This is a genomic window from Psychrobacter phenylpyruvicus DSM 7000 = NBRC 102152, from assembly GCF_000685805.1.
Classification (GTDB): domain Bacteria; phylum Pseudomonadota; class Gammaproteobacteria; order Pseudomonadales; family Moraxellaceae; genus Psychrobacter; species Psychrobacter phenylpyruvicus.
Window position 1 is genome coordinate 1 of the sequence record NZ_JMKP01000041.1, and the last position, 19,666, is coordinate 19,666.

The following is a 19,666-nucleotide window of genomic DNA, read 5'->3' on the forward strand; positions in this document are numbered from 1 at the left end:
ATATTTTATAGCTGATAAAGGATACGATTCGCAGAAAATCAGAGATAAAGCGATAGAACATGGCATGAGAGCGGTTATTCCTAGAAGAAAAAATACGAAACAACCTAACCCAGAGTTTGACAGTTACCTTTATAAATTACGCCATCTAGTTGAAAATATGTTCGCTCGATTAAAGCATTTTCGCAGTATAGCAACACGCTATGAAAAGCTAGCACGCAATTTTAAATCTATGCTTTACCTAGCTTGTACTATTATTCACTGTAGGTTAAATTGAGGACACGCCCTAGAAAAATAAATAAAGTATTAAAATTTACCGAACGATATTTCTTAGCTTAAAACTCAAATTATAAAGGGAATGATTTATGAAAACTTTATCCGTATTAGCTACCTCAGTGTTATTAACTTTTGGCGCAGTGGCTCCAAGCTTCGCAGCACCAACTCAAGCAGCTGTCGTGCAAAGCCAAGTTGATGTAAACCAAGCCATTGCCATCGCCAAACAAAAAGCACAAGGCAAAGTTAAAAGTGTCGACTTTGATAGAGATGACTCTGAATACGAAGTAGAGTTGGCCACTACTGACACCAAATATGAAGTCAAAATTGACTCTCGCACTGGCGCAATCAATAGCCAAAAGCAAGAACGTATTAAAGCCAAAGATACCGCTAAATATCAGGCCCTTAATACAGCAAAAGTTGATATAGTCAAAGCAATGCAAATCGCTGCTAACAGTGGTAATGGCCAAGTAGTAGATGCTGAATTCGATATCAAAAAAGGCACCGCAGTATATGAAGTAAAAACAGTTAATAATGGTCAAAAATATGAAGTAATAATTGATGCCAATACTGGCCGTGTTATCCAGACCAAACGTGACTAATTAACTGATCGTTGGCTTCACAATTTAATAGATTATAGCTAACTAAATCGGAAATACTACCGCCACCTTATACAGTCTATGCTCTGTATAAGGTGGTTTTTTATGGACTTATTGCCAGACAGCATTTGCTACTAATTGAAACAAGTCAGCACTAGTCCGCCAAACCGAGATAATCCTATATAATATGGATATGAGTCATTTAACTTCTTCCTCCCTTGAGTCCACTGTGCAGCCGCAACGCAAAATCATCCATCTGGATATGGATGCTTTTTATGCCAGTGTTGAGCAACGTGACTTTCCCGAACTTAGAGGGAAGCCTTTGGTCGTGGGCGGTGATCCTAGTGGCCGTGGTGTGGTGGCTGCTGCCAGTTATGAGATTCGCAAATTTGGGGTACGCTCGGCAATGTCTTGTTATGAAGCCAAGCGTCGATGCCCAGAAGCCATTTTTGTACGGCCGAGATTTGAGGTGTATCGGCAAGTCAGCCACCAAATCCGCCAAATCATGCTCAGCCTAACCGACTTGGTTGAGCCGTTATCCCTGGATGAGGCCTATCTCGATGTCACTGGAATTAAGGAGCATCACGGCTCTGCCACCTTGATGGCCAATTGGTTACGCGCAGAGATTTATGAGCAAACTCAGCTGCGATCGTCTGCTGGGGTATCATTCAATAAAATGCTGGCAAAGATTGCTTCTGACATTAATAAACCCAACGGCATTGCGGTGATTACCCCAGAGCAGGCTGAGGCCTTTATTGCCACCCTACCCATCGAGCGCTTTCATGGTATCGGCAAGGCCACTGCTAAGCGTCTACATGAAATGGGCATTTATACTGGCGCAGACTTGCGTGCAACACCGGTGGATACCTTAGAATTTGAATTTGGCAAACGGGGGCGCTTTTATTCTGAAATTGCTCACGGTAACGACACGCGCCCCGTTAAAGCAGAGCGAAAACATAAATCGGTAGGCTCAGAAACCACCTTTCGCGATAACTTGAGTGATACTGAAAGTCTGCTGATACAAATATTTGAGCAAAACGCAGATGCCTTTGAGCAACTGTCCAAAAAGGGACGACTTGGCCATACCATCACTCTCAAGATAAAATATGCCGACTTTACTCAGATAACCCGCTCACACACCTTGCATACGCCGTTCCCCACTGCCGAGTCTGCACATTACTGGCTGGAGAAGCTGCTTGCTGAGGCGCCGCGTCATTTGCCCATCCGCTTGGTCGGGGTTACCTACTCCAATCTCACTAGCTTAGATGAGCTTAACACTCAGCCTGATTTGTTTGGTTTGTAAACCCAAACGACAACTTATAGCCTGTAACAGTAAGCTAATTTGACTGAAAACCCAACTCAAAAAACTCGCATTTCTGTTAAACTACACCGCATTGCTGACAGCCTTGGCTTATGGCAAACCCTCTTCTTATTTTGACACGATAAAAGACTTCTTATGACTCAGCCTATCACTCAAAACCAAAACCAAAATGACAACTCAAAAAACATGACTAGCGACAACGCCCATACAGAAGGCTATTTAAGTGTTGCTGATTATGATTATGAGTTGCCCGATGAGTATATCGCCCGTTATCCACTGGCTGAGCGCAGTGCTTCACGCTTGATGTACTTGCCGGCTCAACAGGGTGATACAACTGAAGTTCAAGACAGACAGTTTGCAGAGTTGCCTGAGCTTTTAGAAACAGGCGACTTGATTGTGTTTAATGATACCAAGGTGATGAAAGCCCGCTTGTTTGGGCAAAAAGACACTGGCGGTAAAGTAGAGGTGTTAGTTGAAAGACTCACTGATGATATCGAATTCACCACCGATGAAGACGGGAAAGTTCATGACAATGTGGCACTGTGTCATGTCCGTGCTAGCAAAGCTCCAAAACTTGGGCAGACTTTGTTATTAGCCAACGGTAATATTGAATGTGTGATGATTGGCCGTCATGAAAACCTATTTATTTTAAGCTTCAAAAATCCTATCCTGCCAGACTTAGAGCAGTATGGTGAGCTGCCTATTCCACCCTATTTTGAACGTCATGCTGACGAGACCGATAATATTCGTTATCAAACCGTGTTTCACGATCCCGCCAAACTTGCCAGCGTGGCTGCGCCGACAGCCAGCCTGCACTTTGATGATAAAGTATTACAACAATTAGCTGATAAAGGTATTAACACCGCTTATGTGACTTTGCACGTGGGCGCCGGTACTTTCGCTCCTGTGAAGACCGATAATTTATTGAATCACACCATGCACAGCGAATATGCCAACTTACCACAAGCCACTGCTGATTTGATTAATCAGACCCATAAAAACGGTAATAAAGTGATTGCCATTGGCACCACAGTAACCCGTGTGCTTGAGACTGCTTATCAAAAGACCGCCGATGACCAAGGTCAGGTTGCTGCGTGGTCAGGCGATACCGATATTTTTATCTATCCAGGATTTAAATTTGGGGTGATCGATAAGCTACTGACCAACTTTCATTTGCCAAAATCCACTTTACTCATGTTGGTCTCAGCCTTTGCTGGTAAGAGAAACATTGAGCAGGCTTATCAACATGCTGTCGCTGAAAAATATCGCTTCTTCAGCTATGGGGATGCCATGCTACTTGAGCGAAGCGACTCATAACTCCTATTCTTTTACGAAGAGCTTTTGTCCTAATATCATAAATAAATAGATACAGAGAAAATCTTATGCACGCCATAACCCCAATTGATGCTTCTGCTAATAAGTCTGAAAAATATGAGCTTTTAATCAAGCAAGCCGAAGCCATCGTAAATAGTGAGAGCGACTTAATCGCCAATATGGCCAATCTAACGGCGCTGTTAAAAGACAGCTTTAATTGGTTTTGGATTGGCTTTTATCGGGTCAACACTGGGTCCAATCAGCTGGTCTTAGGCCCGTTTCAAGGCCCATTAGCTTGTACTCGCATCAATCATGGAAAAGGCGTGTGTGGTGAGGTTTGGGCAACTGGTACAACCCAAATTGTTGATGACGTCAATGCGCATCCCAATCATATTGCCTGCTCTGCTTTATCGCAGTCAGAGATTGTGGTGCCGGTGAGAAATGAAGCTGATGAGATTATCGCTGTATTGGATATTGATTCAGATGAATTAGCGAGGTTTGATGAGGTCGATGGAAAGTATCTTCAGCAATTGGTTGAACTACTTAAATAGCTTTGTTTAACTGGATTTATTTAGAACGACCTTATTTTAATACTGTGTTTAATTAACCAAAAAAAAGCAGAGCCAATTGCCTCTGCTTTTTTTATTTCAGCAAAATTAAGACACCTTAGGATGAGCAAAGTGTAATTGACGATCACAGCCATAAGTCACCGCTGTTTTATCAGCTTTAATATAACCAATATGCTGCCAACCTGAATCTTCTGGCTTAGTGGCTGTATCCGAGACATATATTTCAAAATCCCTTGTCACCCCTTTTGCAGTCTCTTCGGGCTTCAACATAAATTCCTGACGGAAATCGATACCAGGACTGAGCTGATAACCTGCTGGCTTAATCGGAGACAGCATCATGTATTTTGGCGAGACTACCTTGGCATCAGTAGTCAGACCCATTTTTGCAATACCTGTCACCGGCCGCATCCCCGCGTTTTTGTCGGCCTTAGAAAATATAGGGCCCACCTTTAATCCCAAGCTTAGTACACCAAAGCGAAAGCCTACCTTTGGCTTATTGGTCATGGGTGCCTCATAAACGCTGTCACGTTTTGCTCCCGTTAATACATCAGCGACGAAAAAGCTCTCGGTAGTGACGTTTTGCTTAGGATTGTTAGTGCCGAATATCTTGCCGGCCATTCCAAATGCTTGATACTCGCCTTGTTTGGTGTCAGACAAGGCCACCGATAAACGCCCAATAAATAAGGACTGGGCATCTTTAGCAAAAATACCAGTATAAGCTTGACCTTCGCTGTTTTTGCCCGCTTCAGTTATCTGCCAAGTACCTGCCATACAGATACCATTACTGTGTACCAATTTATCTAACCGGTGGTAATAATCTACCTTATCATTTAGAGTTTGTTCAGAACGAGTGGCCAGTTGCTCTCTGAGCGCTTTATTGAACTTGCTTGCAGTCACTTGATACATTGGTAATCGTCCAGATTGATAAACCGCCAACTCTTGCTGAATCTCAGAGTCAATATTATCCGCTGTAACCTCAGGCTGCAGTCCCTCATGAAACACCACATCATAGACTTGTTGGTATGAGCTGGCAGAAGCTTGCTGTACACTGACTAGAGATATAGCGGTAAACAATGACAGCACAAAAGATTGAGAAAAAAGACGTATTGATGTCACTTGGGGGCAGCTTGAATAGATCACGGTTATGTCCTTATATAGTTCTAATACGGCACTCATTGTATATCAGTTTTGCTTAGCCGCTCTGATATATATTAATTAATACTAGGTTTTAATATAAGAGGCTTTTAGCAAAATAAGTACAAAAAAAGCAGAGCCGTTTGACTCTGCTTTTTAATTAAGACAGCTACCTGGTTACTTTATCACTCAAGCTCTAAAGACGGCACATCCTGACCACGCTTGTGATAAAAATCTGCCACAAACTCATCAAAAGTATCGTTATCAATGGCATCACGGATGCCCTGCATTAGACGCTGATAATAACGCAGGTTATGAATAGTTGCTAACTGTGCGCCTAGCATCTCTTTACATTTGTTCAGATGATACAAATAAGCACGGCTGAAGTTTTGACAGCAGTAGCAATCACATTCTGGATCTAGTGGCCCCATATCTTCACGATATTGACTGTTACGAATACGCACAATGCCTTGGTTTTCCTCATTACCGGTCACGAAGTAATGACCGTTACGAGCGTTACGGGTTGGCATTACGCAGTCAAACATATCCACACCGCGGCGCACTGCCTCCAAGATATCTTCTGGCTTGCCTACGCCCATTAGATAGCGCGGCTTATCTGCCGGCATCAGCTCAGGCATGTAATTTAAGACGCTGATCATCTCCTCTTTGGGTTCGCCTACTGATAGACCGCCAATGGCATAACCATCAAATCCAATCTGTAACAGGCCTTCCATCGATTGACGACGTAGGTCTTCGTACATACTGCCCTGAACAATGCCAAATAAGGCGTTGGTATTGCCTAATTTATTATGCTCATCGACACAGCGTTGACCCCAGCGTAGTGACAGCTCAAGCGACTTTTGTGCTTCAGAATAAGTGGCTGGATACGGGGTACATTCATCAAACTGCATTACGATGTCTGAGTTTAAAGAGTACTGAATTTGCATCGATTTCTCAGGCGACAAAAATACTTTGGCGCCATCAATAGGCGACTTAAAGGCCACGCCTTCTTCGGTAATTTTGCGCATCGCCCCCAGACTAAATACTTGGAATCCGCCTGAATCAGTCAAAATAGGCTTATTCCAGTTCATAAACTGATGTAAACCACCAAATTTATCAATCACTTCAGTACCAGGGCGCAGCCATAGGTGAAAGGTATTACCAAGAATAATATCAGCACCAATGTTTTCAATATCACGGGGCAACATGCCTTTCACCGTGCCATAAGTACCGACCGGCATAAAGGCTGGGGTTCTAATCTCGCCATGGGTAAGCTTGACGGTGCCTCGGCGCGCCCGTGATTCGCCGACGGCAGTTTTGTGTAGGGTAAATTGCATAGCATTAACTCAGAGTTATAGATTCAAAATGAAGAATATTGGTAAAAAGTGCAAAAATAAGCATTAAAATAAGCGAAAGACTACTTATTAGAATATATGTGCATGAATATCGGCAATTATACCATTGCCGTCAAATCAACGGGGCACAATTGGCAAACGGAGCTTAGCTAATTGCAAAATTTGCTAGTAATCCCCTGTTTACTTTGCTATAAAAGCGAGATGCCCTATTGTTAGGTCTCTTTATTAGACCAAAAAAACCTAACACTCAAAGCCATTGGTAGACTTTTATTATGACAACAAAAAAAACCGACGAGCCAGCCGGCCACACCCTTAATCCAGCCACTTCTGATCAAGCCACTTCAAATAAAGTACAACTTATCTATGCCGGTGGCACCTTTGGCAGTTATGGCAAGCCTTTGTCTGCTTTGCCAGCAGCAACCTTCTTGCCTCTTTTAATGGATAAGGTCAAACAAAACCTCACTAGCAATATAGAGGTGCTAGAAAACAGTTGTGTAAAAGACAGCAGCCAATTGTCACCTGCAGATTTCAGTCACTTTTATCAATTAATTTTAAGTCGCTACACCCAAGGCTATCGTCATTTTGTGCTGATAACCGGCACGGATACCCTCAGCTACCTAGGCTCATTTTTGGCAGAAGCCTTTGCTGGTTCTGATCTGTCATTAGTGCTTACGGCGAGCATGCGTCCTTTATTTGATGCCAATGATATTCACAACTACAGCATAGACCCTAATAGCGATGCTTGGGATAATCTATCGGAAGCTATAGGTTTAGCCGCCCACGGAGAAGCAGGTGTATTTGTGACCTTCGCTGGTGAATCTTGGCCGGCACAAACTGTGCAAAAAATTCACAGCCACGATTTAATGGCCTTTACTGGCCACGCTCGTGCAGGCTACCCTGCCAATAGTTATGTTCAATCTTTGCCCGCAGCCCGCCGTAAAAACTGGATAGAAGACTCACAAGCAAAGCTAGCCAGAATTACCACTCAGGCCAAAAACGCTGTCATTCCAACTATCTACTGTGTCCCTAATAGCGGCGAATGGTTAAGCTCACAATTGACAGCACTGCTTGAGCTGCCCCCTACTGGCATCATATTTATGGGCTTTGGAGCTGGTAACATCCCTTTTAGTGAGCAGCTGGCACAAAGCTTAGATAAGCTTTATAAGCACGGTCATATCGTGGTTTGTACCACTCAATGCCCTTATGGCGGGGTAAGTGAAGCTTATGCTGCTGGCAGCTGGCAGTACCAGCATCATGTCCTTTCTGCTGGCCGATTGACCGTGCCCGCAGTCTATGCCCGCCTACTATGGCTCCACTTAGCATTTGACACCCCTGCTCGTCGTCGTCAACGTTGGAGTTATAGTGTCAACAAACTATAAGCAGTCCATTTCAATCAAGGACAATAAGTCCTTATAATGAGACCTTATAAAAAGACCTTCAGTGGGTGGTACCGCCTCGTTTAGAAGTTGCTCGCTGATTGAGTCTTACTACTATTAATACCGTATTAATATCGAAACTTTTAATACCGCAACTTTGGCTGAATTCATGACCTCCAATATCGAAGCTTCTGATAGTGTTACTACTCTGCCTCCTCAAGCTATCCAAACTGTTAGCCCGTTACAGACCTATGCCCTCGGTATCGAATTTAATGGAGCAAATTATCGTGGTTGGCAACGACAGCAAGAAGTATTGTGTGTGCAGCAGGTGGTAGAAGAGACGCTCAGCAAAATTGCTAATGAGCCCATCGAGGTTGTGGCAGCAGGTCGGACCGATGCCGGCGTGCATGGGGGTAATATGTTGGCTCATTTCAAGACCAGTGCCAAGCGCGGTATTTACAACTGGCTACGCGGTGCCAACAGCTTGTTACCAGATGATATCGCTATTCGTTGGATACAGCCGATGCCCGATGAGTTTCATGCTCGCTTCGGTGCCATCGCTCGTCGCTATCGCTATATCACCTTAAATCAGCCGCAACGTCCGGCCATGCTCAACCATCTGGTCACTCATATTCATGAGCCCCTAAATTTAGCCTTGATGCAGCAGACCGCTGAGTACATTGTTGGCACTCATGACTTTAGTAGCTTTCGAGCAGCTGCTTGTCAATCCAAGCAGCCCGTCCGTAATATTCATCACGCCAACCTGTTTCAGCACGGCCAATTCATCGTATTTGACATTCAAGCGGATGGCTTTTTGCATCATATGGTGCGAAACCTTATGGGCACTTTGTTTGCCATTGGCACAGGTGAGCTTCAGCCAGAAGACTATCTACGTATTTTAGAAGCAAAAGACCGCACCATTGCCCCGCCTACCGCTGCACCGGATGGGCTATATTTTATCAATGCCTATTACCCTGAACCGTATCAGCAATTGCTCCCAACGCTTCCCTTGGCACCACAATGGTTGAATTTAGCGCAATAAATCGTAACTGACTATTAAATTAAAGCCGTCTGGCGAATTACAGCTATCTAGCAAATTAAAGCCATTTTATCAAGACATTAGTCCTTAAAATTTGCTTAATGATTAGGATTTGCGTATAATAACTGCCTACAATTCTTTTTGAACGGGTTAACCCAAATAATTATGGCAAAAAAAGACGACATTATTGAATTTGAAGGTGAAGTCATTGACACCCTTCCAAACACACTTTTCAAAGTGCGCCTTGAAAATGGACACGAGATTATTGCCCATATTTCAGGTAAGATGCGCAAGCACTACATTCGTATTTTAACCGGTGATAAGGTTAAAGTGGAAATGACTCCATACGACTTAACCAAAGGTCGTATTACATACCGTGGTAAGACCTAATAGCTCAATAAGCTATAACTAGGTTTACCCTAGACTGCTGTAGTTAAACTTAAGTAGTCATAAAAAAACCGCTACCCAATAAGGACTAGCGGTTTTTTGCGTTTCTGTATTTTTAGCTATTTGTTGTTTTTATGCTTAAACTTCATTTGTTGTTAAAACCTGCCCTAACGCTAATATTGAATTAAGGCAGGTCTCTACTACACTTTTTATTACTTTTTACTGTTATTTGATTTCAACAGTGGCATTATTATCAATGGTATTTAATAAGGCCATAGCATCCCAGTTGGTCAAACGGATACAACCCGCTGAAGCTTGACGACTGATGCGCTCAGGATCAGGTGAGCCGTGGATACCATAAGAAGGTTTGGTTAAACCAATCCACACTCGGCCCACTGGATTGTTTGGACCTGGCGGTAAAATGGTCTGATTACCATCCGCATCGGTATGAGTATAGTTAGGGTCACTTACTTTGGTCTGCACCTTATGAGTCCCTGTCGGTGAAGGAGTAGCCGTACTGCCTACCGTGGTTGGATAACTGGCAACTAGCTTATTGTTTTTATCATAAGCGAATAATGTTTGGCTATTTTTATCCGCCACCACACGAGTTATCGCAGTCTTGTTGGCTTTGCCAGGGTTATAGACGGTAAGCGTCTCACCTTCTGTGAAAGTAGCATTGGGGTTGAGCTGCTTTAAGTAGTTGATACTCATATGGAACTTTTCGGCCATAGCTTCAGCCACACTTTCATAATATAAGCCTTCTAATTTGGATTTAGCTTCAACTCCTTGTGGAATGGTTGTGGTCTTAATATTGACATCAGAGTCAGTCAAGGTATAGCTGATTAATACTGGCTTATTGGCCACATCCCCACTTCGTAAAGCATCCCACGTCTTCTGATCTAGACTATCAGTCACAGGTAAACCTTTGGCTTTTTGAAAAGCTTGCATCGCTTTTTGGGTATTTTTCCCCCACCAACCATCTACTGCGCCCACACCATGATGATGCCAGTTCAATAACGCTTGCACTTTTGTGCCCACAGCTTGAGTCATCTTCACCCCTGGCTGCCATTCACTGTCATTCACTTGCTGAGCTATCGCTGATAACTCAGAGTCCGATTGTGATTTAGCTTGCGGTTTGACTTGAGCTTGAGTTGAATCCGCTTCTAGGGCTTCATCATTTTCATCTTCTTGTTCAACATTGACCAACTGGGCTGAATTAGCTTGTTGAGCATTGGCCTTTTGCGTTGTGGTTTCGACACTCTGAGGCTGTACGTCTTGGGTAGCTTGCTCTGCGCCATTGACCTCTTCGGCGTAGGATAGACTGAGAGCCAAACTGGCAGAAACCGCTACGGTTAACTGTTTTAAGGTAACAGCCGCTTTTGAGGGGGTTTTTGATAAACAAGTCGCGCTATTAGAAGTAGCGCTGTTTGAGAATTTGTTAAGCATGAAATCTCCGTAAATTTATTGTTACTATTATTATATTCTGATTGTTGTGCTGATTATAATATTTAACTATAACTATACTAGCTATAAGCCTTTAGGTTAACCCAGTATTGGTTATGTTATGCAAAATTATGTATATATCCGACCTCTTATCAGCCCTTTCTCAAGCTCTATTAACAGTGGTTTATAGCCCCTCCAATAAGTCGATTGACGGCTATTACTATAAAGTTAAAGCCTAAACGTTTAGCTATATTTTTGTTTTTTAAAATAATAAAAACTTTGAAACAATAAAAAACCCGAACCATAAGATTCGGGTTTTTTATTAGTTACTACTTTATAGTAATACTAGCATTTAGCCAAGCTTTGCCAATACTGCTTCACCCATCTGCTTACAGCCTACTAGGGTCAAGCCTGTCTCATCACTGTCCATAATGTCACCAGTGCGTAGACCATCGTCTAACACTTCACTGACCGCTTGCTCAATAGCTGCCGCTGATGCTTCATGCTTGAAGGTATAACGCAGCATCATCGCCACTGACAAGATAGTCGCTAAAGGGTTAGCCTTGTCCTGACCTGCGATATCTGGCGCACTACCGTGGCACGGCTCATACATGCCTTTACCATTTTCATCTAAGCTTGCAGAAGGTAGCATACCAATGGAACCGGTCAACATCGCCGCTTCATCTGATAAAATATCGCCAAACATATTGCCGGTTACCATCACATCAAACTGCTTAGGATCACGCACCAACTGCATACAAGCGTTGTCAGCATACATATGGCTTAGCTCAACCTCTGGATACTCACTCTGTTGCAGCTTAATCATGGTCTGCTTCCAAAGCTCAGTTACTTCCAGAACGTTGGCCTTATCCACTGAACAAATTTTAGCAGCTGTACCATTGGCTTTGGCACGTACTTTGGCCAATTCAAACGCCACTTTACCAATACGCTCAATTTCAGAAGTCTTATAGACCATGGTGTTGTAGCCTTGCTGCTCACCATTATCTAGCGTACGGATACCGCGAGGCTCACCAAAATAAATACCGCCCGTCAGCTCACGTACGATTAGCAGATCTAGCCCTGAGATGATTTCTGGTTTTAAGCTTGAAGCATTGGCCAGTTGTGGATACAGTTTAGCCACCCGTAAGTTAGCAAATAAACCCAGCTCACTGCGGATTTTTAACAGACCCCGCTCGGGACGAATGCTACGCTCAATACCATCCCACTTAGGACCGCCTACCGCGCCCAATAATACCGCATCTGCTGCTCGTGCTTTTTTTAGCGTGTCCTCGGGTAAAGGCACCCCTGCTCTATCGATAGCCGCACCGCCTAAGTCCCCTTCTTCTAAAGTCAGACCCAGATCGAACTTTTCATTAACTGCTTTTAATACTGCAACGGCCTGAGTCATAATCTCCGGACCAATGCCATCCCCTGCTAGAGTTAATACGGTTGCCATATGCTATGTTCCTAAATAATGGTTCCAAAATCTTGATTGCCCGTTAATTGATGAGTCAACTGACAGGCTTAGTCATAAAAACGATGCTGGGCTTATGCTTTAACTTCATTAAATACCCAAGGTGTCTTTTGCTTCATTTTTGCTTCATAAGCTTCAATAGCATCTTGCTGTTGTAACGTCAGACCGATATCGTCTAAACCGTTTAACAAGCAATGCTTACGAAACTCATCTACTTCAAACGGGAACTCTTTGCCTTCAGGGGTCACCACCACCTGACGCTCTAAATCTGCGGTTAGCTCATAGCCTTCATTGGCAAAACAGGCTTCAAACAGCTCGTCTACTTGCTCTTCAGGCAATACTATCGGCAACATGCCGTTTTTGAAGCAGTTATTATAAAAAATATCAGCAAAACTTGGGGCAATCACCGTACGAAAGCCGTACTCTGACAAGGCCCAAGGCGCATGCTCACGGCTTGACCCACAACCGAAGTTGTCTCGCGCCAATAGAATAGTAGCACCTTGATAACGCGGTTTATTCAACACAAAATCTGGGTTAATTGGGCGCTTTGAATGGTCTTGACCCGGGAACCCTTCATCTAAATAACGCCAGTCATCAAATAGATTCACGCCAAAGCCTGTGCGCTTAATAGATTTTAAAAACTGCTTTGGAATAATCTGATCGGTATCCACGTTTGAGCGGTCTAGTGGGCAGACGATGCCGGTTTGAGTGTTATAAGCTTGCATGGTGTATTCCTTTAAATAGGGTGTGATTTAAACTTCTGAGACAGCTTAGAAGCTGCGTACATCCACAAAGTGACCGGCCAAAGCAGCGGCCGCAGCCATAGCTGGACTGACTAAGTGAGTACGACCACCATTCCCCTGACGTCCTTCAAAGTTACGGTTTGAGGTAGAGGCACAGTGCTCTTTAGGCTGCAATTTATCAGCGTTCATTGCCAAGCACATTGAGCAGCCCGGCTCACGCCATTCAAAACCTGCCTCAATAAATAGCTTATCTAGTCCTTCCTCTTCAGCTTGCTGCTTCACTTGTCCTGAGCCGGCTACTACGATGGCTTCTTTAACATTATCCGCAACTTTGCGTCCTTTAATCACTGACGCTGCTGAGCGTAAATCTTCGATACGTGAGTTGGTACAAGAACCGATAAAAATACGATCAAGCTTAATCTCTGTAATAGGTTGGCCTTGCTCTAATCCCATGTATTCGTAAGCCCGGCTCCAAGCTTCTTTTTGGACTTCATCTTTGGCTTGGTCCAAAGTTGGTACGCTTTGGGTCACATCCACAACCATCTCAGGTGACGTACCCCAAGACACTTGAGGAGCAATTTCACTACCATTTAATTCAATAATGGCATCAAAATGAGCGCCTTCGTCTGAATGTAGTGTATTCCAGTAGGCAACCGCTTGATCCCACTGCTCCCCTGTTGGGGCATAAGGGCGACCTTTGACATACTCAATGGTAGTATCATCAACTGCGACCATACCCACACGAGCACCGGCTTCAATGGCCATATTACACACAGTCATACGGCCTTCCATGCTCATATTTTCAAAAACCTCACCGGCAAACTCGATGGCATAACCCGTACCGCCTGCAGTACCAATCTTAGCAATGATGGCCAACACCACATCTTTGGCAGTGACGCCTTCGCCAAGCTCACCATCGACTCGAATCAGCATGTTTTTGGATTTCTTTTGTACCAAACACTGCGTCGCTAGTACATGCTCAACTTCTGAAGTACCAATACCATGTGCCAAGCAGCCTAAAGCACCATGAGTTGCGGTATGAGAATCACCACACACCACAGTCATGCCTGGCAACACCAGACCCTGCTCAGGGCCAACCACATGGACGATGCCTTGACGCACATCATTAATGGTGAACTCAGCAATGTTGAATTTGGCACAGTTATCATCTAAGGTTTTGACCTGTAGACGTGAGACTTCATCTTTAATACCGCTCACCCCCTCCAAACGCTCTTTACGTACTGTGGGTACGTTGTGGTCTGGGGTAGCGATATTTGCAGATAAGCGCCAAGGCTCACGATTGGCTAATGCCAAACCTTCAAATGCTTGGGGGCTAGTTACTTCATGCAATAAATGACGATCAATATAAATTAGGCTTGAGCCATCATCGCGTTGACTTACTAAATGGGCATCCCATAGTTTGTCATATAATGTTTTTGCGGTATTTGATTGTGTTGCTGACATGGAATACTTCCTTGCTGGCTTATAATGTTTGTAGGTATCAATAAAAGTAATTAAAGAAAGTAACAGTTAATTAGTAGTTAAGACGATTAGTTAAGGTAGTTAAGGGATATTTTAATTAAAAACTATATTTACCTTTAGCACTGCTATAATTAAGGTATTTAATATATTTGAAATATTTAAGCTATTTTAGCAGTCGATATTATATATAATAATATTTGCTTAACTCACCTTACGTATTGAGATTATAACAGCTAAGTTATATAATAATAATTGATGATTTTTATCATATAGCAAACTTTATATTATACTAATAAAATCCATTCTTTTTTTGATAGTTTTAGGCTAACCATGAATACCACAAACTTGACTACCTTCATCACTGTAATGCAAACGGGCAGTATTTCAGGAGCGGCTGAAAAACTTTTTATTACTCAGCCTGCTGTCAGTAAGCGCATAAAAAATCTTGAAGATGAATTTAAGGTGACTCTATTTGATACGCTAGGGCGTGGTATTGTGCCTACTGCTGCTGCTAACGAATTATTGCCACACGCGAAGCGTTGGTTGGATGATTACGATAACTTTAAGATTAATATCCAAAACTCACAGCAGACCATATCTGGCAAATTAGTAATTGGTACCAGTCATCACATTGGACTACACCACTTACCACCTGTATTGAAGCAGTTTATCCAGACCTACCCTTCTGTACAGCTAGAAGTGCACTTTGTAGACTCGGAAGCTGCGCACAAGGCAGTATTGGATGGTGAGTTATCATTGGCATTTTTGACCTTGCCACCAGTCTATGACAAGCGTTTAACCTATCACACGCTGTGGTCAGATCCACTATTCTTCGTGACCGGCACTTTGTCCCCTTTGGCAAAAAAATCAAATGTAACCTTAGAACAATTAGCGCACTATTCAGCTATCTTGCCTGCTGCCAACACCTTTACCAGTCAAATTACTTTGGCTGAATTTGCCAAACAAAACTTAAAGCCATACGCCACCATGACCACCAACCCACTTGAGTCTATCCGCATGTTAGTCTCTGTGGGGCTAGGTTGGTCAGTGTTGCCACAAACTTTAATCAATCATGAGCTGGCTACCATTGATATGGCCGAAAACTTGGAGCTTCAGCGCTACCTAGGCGTGGTCATTAATCCAAGCTTAACCCGTTCTGCCAGTGTCGATGCTTTAATGCAGATGCTAACGCCTATTGAATAAATCCTTTTGGATATTTATTTGATATTTATATTAACTCTAATGATTTTGTACTAATCTTAATGCTTTGACTGTTAATGCAGTCAAAGCATTTTTTATTTCTCCTCCTTATGTGCCTTTTTATAGCCATTACATTTCTAGTTTAAAGTCCTATCTAAATCACCTTACTAAATTTCTAATGAGTTTCTATTAGGTTTCTAATTTTAATTGCATTCGTAATCATTAATTTTTTACTCTATAATGCATGTATGTTGCCAAAAGTTAATAGCGTGTAACCAATGCGTTAGTCATGTAAATACTCTGCTGATTAAGGCCTATGTTTGGCTTGCTTGGGGTATACAAAACAACAATGGTTTAACTTCTTTTTATACTCTTTTAGTTTTTGTAAAAGGACCATTATGATACAAGACACATAATGGTCTTTTTATATTCAAAAAATATATATTACATAAGGATTATGTTATGAATGGAATTGAAACTGGGGTGCTCATATCGCTCGCTCTATATTTCTTATTAATGATTGGAATCGGCATCTGGGCTTACTTTAAGGCCGATAATGACTCTGCAGGGTATATGCTAGGGGGTCGTAACTTGAGCCCAGGGGTTGCCGCTTTGTCAGCCGGTGCTTCTGATATGTCAGGTTGGCTATTACTTGGGCTTCCAGGTTATATGTACAGCTCTGGTGTGGTCAGTATTTGGATTGCCTTGGGTTTAACTATCGGTGCCTTTGCCAACTACCTATTGGTAGCGCCAAGACTTCGTGTCTATACCGAGATTGCAGATAATGCGATTACTCTTCCTGACTATTTCGCCAACCGTTTTGAGGATAAGTCACATTTATTACGTGTTATTTCAGCCATCGTTATTATCTTATTCTTTACCGTATATACCGCAGCAAGTTTAGCTGGCGGTGGTAAGTTATTTGATAGTGCGTTAGGTATGTCTTACAGCTCAGGTCTTTGGGTTACTGCAGGCGTTGTCGTTATTTATACCTTATTCGGTGGTTTCCTTGCGGTATCAACCACTGACTTTGTGCAAGGTATTATTATGCTATTAGCAATGATTATTGTGCCTTTGGTTGCCTTTACAGATTTAGGCGGCGTAGGTGCAACATCTAATGCTATTCGCAATATTGACCCAGAAATGCTAAATATCTTTAGTGGCATGACCTTCTTTGGTATTTTATCGTTACTGGCGTGGGGCCTAGGGTATTTTGGTCAGCCTCATATTATCGTACGCTTTATGGCGATTCGCTCTGTCAAGGACGTACCAACTGCGCGTAGAATTGGTATGAGCTGGATGATTGTCAGCTTGATCGGTGCTTTAATGACAGGTTTTGCTGGTCGTGCTTATGTCCAAAAAACAGCCATGACCTTAGATGATCCAGAAACCATTTTCTTAGTATTCACTAACTTCTTATTCCATCCCTTAGTTTCCGGCTTCTTATTAGCAGCGATTTTAGCGGCTATTATGAGTACCATTTCATCACAGCTATTGGTGGTATCAAGCTCGCTTACTCGTGATGTATATAAGTTATTCTTTGATAGAGAAGCTTCAGAAACGCGTCAAGTAATGGTTGGCCGTATCTCGGTAGTATTGGTGGCAGTGGTTGCTATTTTCTTAGCGTCTGACCCTGATAGCTCAGTATTAGCACTAGTATCTAATGCTTGGGCAGGCTTCGGTGCAGCCTTTGGACCACTAGTGGTTATTAGCTTGATGTGGAAGCGCATGAACCGTAATGGTGCCTTAGCGGGTATGATTGTCGGTGCCTTAACCGTTATTGTCTGGATATACGGCGGCTTTGAGACTTCAGCAGGCGTTCCATTAAATGACTGGTTATACGCTATTATTCCAGGATTTATCTTAAGCTCAATCGCTATCGTTGTGGGCAGTCTTGCAACACCTGAGCCAAGTGCTCATATCAAAGCGAAATTTGAAGAGATGGAAACCAATCTTTAATAACGGCTTATAAATAAACTGTGCTAAAAGCAAAAACCTCGCATCCAGTGCGAGGTTTTTTATGGTTCAAACTATCTATTTATCAACTTAATTAAAACGATTTAGTCAGTAATATAGTGGCTGTCTTGTCATCACGATCATCATAATATTTGAAGTTACTTGAAGTCTTCTCGTAATCAAATACTAGACGAGGGGTTAGACCCAATACCGTTAAATCACGCTTCCATACTTGTAAGCCCAACGAAGTTGTCTTATCTTCACGGCTTGAACCAGGCTCACCGCCGTAAGTATTATAAAAGAAATTTAAACCCTCACCATAAAAGTCCCCTGCAGGATTATCATATTTTTTAACCCCATAGTTCAATGAGGCTATGGTCGATATTCCTTGGGTCCATTCTCGTCCCCAACCTACGTTAACTGAGTTTCTATCATAGGTTAAGAAGCTTCGTTCTGGTACGTCATTATTATACCTACCTATACCGCCGTAAAAGTATTCTTTGGCATCTTTAATATATAAAGCATTCAATCCTAGAAATAGTGCATCTGTCTCTCTTGCTTTATTTCTTTCATCATCGAACGTTTCGTTTGAATACATGCTACTAGCAGTCAATTTGAGCTTGGGTTTTACCCAGCGAGAGCCACTGATATTAACACCTTTACGCAAGCTATAAGGATCCTCACTATAAAAACGCTTGGTTACAAAAGGGCTGATTGAAACGTCATTTTTGGCATCATCATAACCCACACCTGCTGAAGCTGTAAGCAGGTAGTCATTGTATTCACTATTATCCCAGTAGCCTTTTAGGGTTGCGTTGCCCCCTACTTCGGCATAAAAGTTTTTATCTAAATTAAAACGTTTATTGGCACTGCCTGATACTTGAATCCCTTTACCCTCCTCTTTAGGAGCCCTGTAACCATTAGGCATAACATCAGGAACATCATTTAAATTATCATCATATACATATCGTACTGATGCATTAAATCGCCACTGTTCCTGCTCATCAATACGCTGAATTAAACGCTCGACATTGACCATAACTGGCTCTGGAATATCGGCACCACGTAGCTTTTGCAGCTGGTCATGAGCCACACTGTATTGTTTGTCTGCATATAAAGCTTGAGCCAGATTAAGGCGCACAGGGTGGAAGTCTGGGTTGTCTGCCAACATATCTTTGTAGATAGCAATGGCTTTCTTATGCTGCCCTTCACTTCGATACACTAGAGCATCAGCGAACTTAATCAACAGCGGATCATTTACATTGAGTGCTTTGTAATGAGGTAACAGTTCTTTGACTGTGACCATATCTTGAGCAGCCAAAGCAGCATTCAAGAACTTAGTAAAAGCTATTGGATCGGCTTTAAGTGCTTCAAGGTTATAGCGCTGAGATTTTGATCTCTGCCCTCTTTCGTTTAGTGCATTTTGTGTTTCAGACGTAGATAAATTAGCAGTTGGTGCAGCTTTACTCACATTTATATCTTCTCGTTGAAGTTCTAGAAGCTTATCAGCGGTCTCTTTTTCTGCTGCATATCTATCATTATCATCTAAAGGTTGTGGATCATCTGCTGCATAAATTAAGGGGGCATAAGCCGCAGTAAATAAAACAGCAGAGGTGGTGAGGGTTTTTAAAAGATGGGGGTATATCATAGTTGTCCTTAACCGAGGTACTGAAATCCTATTATCAGTATTTTTCATACTTTAAATATCTATAGTACTTTTAGTAGAGTTATAACTTAGCATTACTAAGTGATAATAACTAAAAAACACACAGACATTTACGTATCTTATAAATACGATAATATACCCCACTCTCAACACTTTTAGGGGTTGAAAAAAAATGACACCTCACTATCCTTAAAGTTTTCGACCAAGAAGACCAAGGACAATGAGATGCCACTTGACGAATTTATCATTAATATCTATCTGATGGTAGAGCAATATTACAACTTAGTCGTTCAAAAACCGTTAAGAAGAGGCGGATTTGCGCCTAAACTTAGCGATAC

General features: G+C 42.5%; 17 protein-coding genes and 1 pseudogene. 11 read left to right on the forward strand and 7 right to left on the reverse strand.

The window, feature by feature from the left end:
* From G561_RS0111880 to G561_RS0111900, 5 genes are all read left to right on the forward strand, one after another.
* The coding region (locus G561_RS0111880) for an IS5 family transposase (protein ID WP_028859758.1) at window positions 1–274 on the forward strand (274 nt) is incomplete at its 5' end.
* Window positions 275–362: 88 nt separating this feature from the next.
* Window positions 363–872, forward strand: coding sequence for a PepSY domain-containing protein (locus G561_RS0111885; protein ID WP_028859759.1), 510 nt, complete (start codon window positions 363–365; stop codon window positions 870–872).
* Window positions 873–1,062: 190 nt separating this feature from the next.
* On the forward strand, window positions 1,063–2,172 hold the full coding sequence (gene dinB / locus G561_RS0111890; protein WP_037032397.1) for a DNA polymerase IV: 1,110 nt from the start codon (window positions 1,063–1,065) through the stop codon (window positions 2,170–2,172).
* Between the two features lie 153 nt (window positions 2,173–2,325).
* On the forward strand, window positions 2,326–3,507 hold the full coding sequence (queA, locus tag G561_RS0111895) for a tRNA preQ1(34) S-adenosylmethionine ribosyltransferase-isomerase QueA (RefSeq protein WP_028859761.1): 1,182 nt from the start codon (window positions 2,326–2,328) through the stop codon (window positions 3,505–3,507).
* 65 nt (window positions 3,508–3,572) lie between these two features.
* The gene (locus G561_RS0111900) at window positions 3,573–4,055 is read left to right on the forward strand and encodes a GAF domain-containing protein (protein WP_028859762.1); all 483 of its coding nucleotides are present in this window, start codon (window positions 3,573–3,575) and stop codon (window positions 4,053–4,055) included.
* 105 nt (window positions 4,056–4,160) lie between these two features.
* Here the strand turns inward: G561_RS0111900 and G561_RS0111905 are convergent, their stop codons facing one another.
* Entirely contained in the window at window positions 4,161–5,189 is a 1,029-nt protein-coding gene (locus G561_RS0111905) for a hypothetical protein (protein ID WP_147286693.1), read from the reverse strand.
* A gap of 203 nt (window positions 5,190–5,392) precedes the next feature.
* Complete coding sequence (gene tgt, locus G561_RS0111910) at window positions 5,393–6,544, reverse strand: tRNA guanosine(34) transglycosylase Tgt (RefSeq protein WP_028859764.1); 1,152 nt, start codon at window positions 6,542–6,544, stop codon at window positions 5,393–5,395.
* A gap of 290 nt (window positions 6,545–6,834) precedes the next feature.
* Between tgt and G561_RS0111915 the strand changes: the two genes are divergently transcribed.
* The 3 genes from G561_RS0111915 to infA all read left to right on the forward strand — a co-directional run bounded on the left by G561_RS0111915 (window position 6,835) and on the right by infA (window position 9,367).
* On the forward strand, window positions 6,835–7,941 hold the full coding sequence (locus G561_RS0111915; RefSeq protein WP_081794471.1) for an asparaginase: 1,107 nt from the start codon (window positions 6,835–6,837) through the stop codon (window positions 7,939–7,941).
* 166 nt (window positions 7,942–8,107) lie between these two features.
* Window positions 8,108–8,980, forward strand: coding sequence for a tRNA pseudouridine(38-40) synthase TruA (gene truA / locus G561_RS0111920; RefSeq protein WP_227674063.1), 873 nt, complete (start codon window positions 8,108–8,110; stop codon window positions 8,978–8,980).
* A gap of 162 nt (window positions 8,981–9,142) precedes the next feature.
* Window positions 9,143–9,367: a translation initiation factor IF-1 gene (infA, locus tag G561_RS0111925; RefSeq protein ID WP_011961149.1), complete on the forward strand. Its 225-nt coding sequence runs from the start codon at window positions 9,143–9,145 to the stop codon at window positions 9,365–9,367.
* 222 nt (window positions 9,368–9,589) lie between these two features.
* Here infA and G561_RS0111930 read toward each other — a convergent pair whose 3' ends face one another.
* From G561_RS0111930 to leuC, 4 genes are all read right to left on the reverse strand, one after another.
* Window positions 9,590–10,810 carry a L,D-transpeptidase family protein gene (locus tag G561_RS0111930; RefSeq protein WP_037032398.1) on the reverse strand — a complete coding sequence of 407 codons (1,221 nt, stop codon included), beginning with the start codon at window positions 10,808–10,810 and terminating at the stop codon, window positions 9,590–9,592.
* Between the two features lie 349 nt (window positions 10,811–11,159).
* The gene (gene leuB / locus G561_RS0111935; RefSeq protein WP_028859768.1) at window positions 11,160–12,263 is read right to left on the reverse strand and encodes a 3-isopropylmalate dehydrogenase; all 1,104 of its coding nucleotides are present in this window, start codon (window positions 12,261–12,263) and stop codon (window positions 11,160–11,162) included.
* Between the two features lie 92 nt (window positions 12,264–12,355).
* Window positions 12,356–13,006 carry a 3-isopropylmalate dehydratase small subunit gene (gene leuD, locus G561_RS0111940; protein ID WP_028859769.1) on the reverse strand — a complete coding sequence of 217 codons (651 nt, stop codon included), beginning with the start codon at window positions 13,004–13,006 and terminating at the stop codon, window positions 12,356–12,358.
* 45 nt (window positions 13,007–13,051) lie between these two features.
* Complete coding sequence (gene leuC, locus G561_RS0111945) at window positions 13,052–14,488, reverse strand: 3-isopropylmalate dehydratase large subunit (protein ID WP_028859770.1); 1,437 nt, start codon at window positions 14,486–14,488, stop codon at window positions 13,052–13,054.
* A gap of 348 nt (window positions 14,489–14,836) precedes the next feature.
* On the opposite strand from leuC, the gene G561_RS0111950 reads away from it, so the two are divergent.
* Window positions 14,837–15,709 carry a LysR family transcriptional regulator gene (locus tag G561_RS0111950; RefSeq protein WP_028859771.1) on the forward strand — a complete coding sequence of 291 codons (873 nt, stop codon included), beginning with the start codon at window positions 14,837–14,839 and terminating at the stop codon, window positions 15,707–15,709.
* A gap of 459 nt (window positions 15,710–16,168) precedes the next feature.
* Complete coding sequence (gene putP, locus G561_RS0111955) at window positions 16,169–17,665, forward strand: sodium/proline symporter PutP (RefSeq protein ID WP_028859772.1); 1,497 nt, start codon at window positions 16,169–16,171, stop codon at window positions 17,663–17,665.
* A 91-nt stretch (window positions 17,666–17,756) separates the two neighbouring features.
* Here putP and G561_RS0111960 read toward each other — a convergent pair whose 3' ends face one another.
* Window positions 17,757–19,310: a porin family protein gene (locus G561_RS0111960; RefSeq protein ID WP_028859773.1), complete on the reverse strand. Its 1,554-nt coding sequence runs from the start codon at window positions 19,308–19,310 to the stop codon at window positions 17,757–17,759.
* Window positions 19,311–19,553: 243 nt separating this feature from the next.
* On the opposite strand from G561_RS0111960, the pseudogene G561_RS15395 reads away from it, so the two are divergent.
* Window positions 19,554–19,666: pseudogene (locus tag G561_RS15395) on the forward strand (IS982 family transposase); the annotation flags it as partial.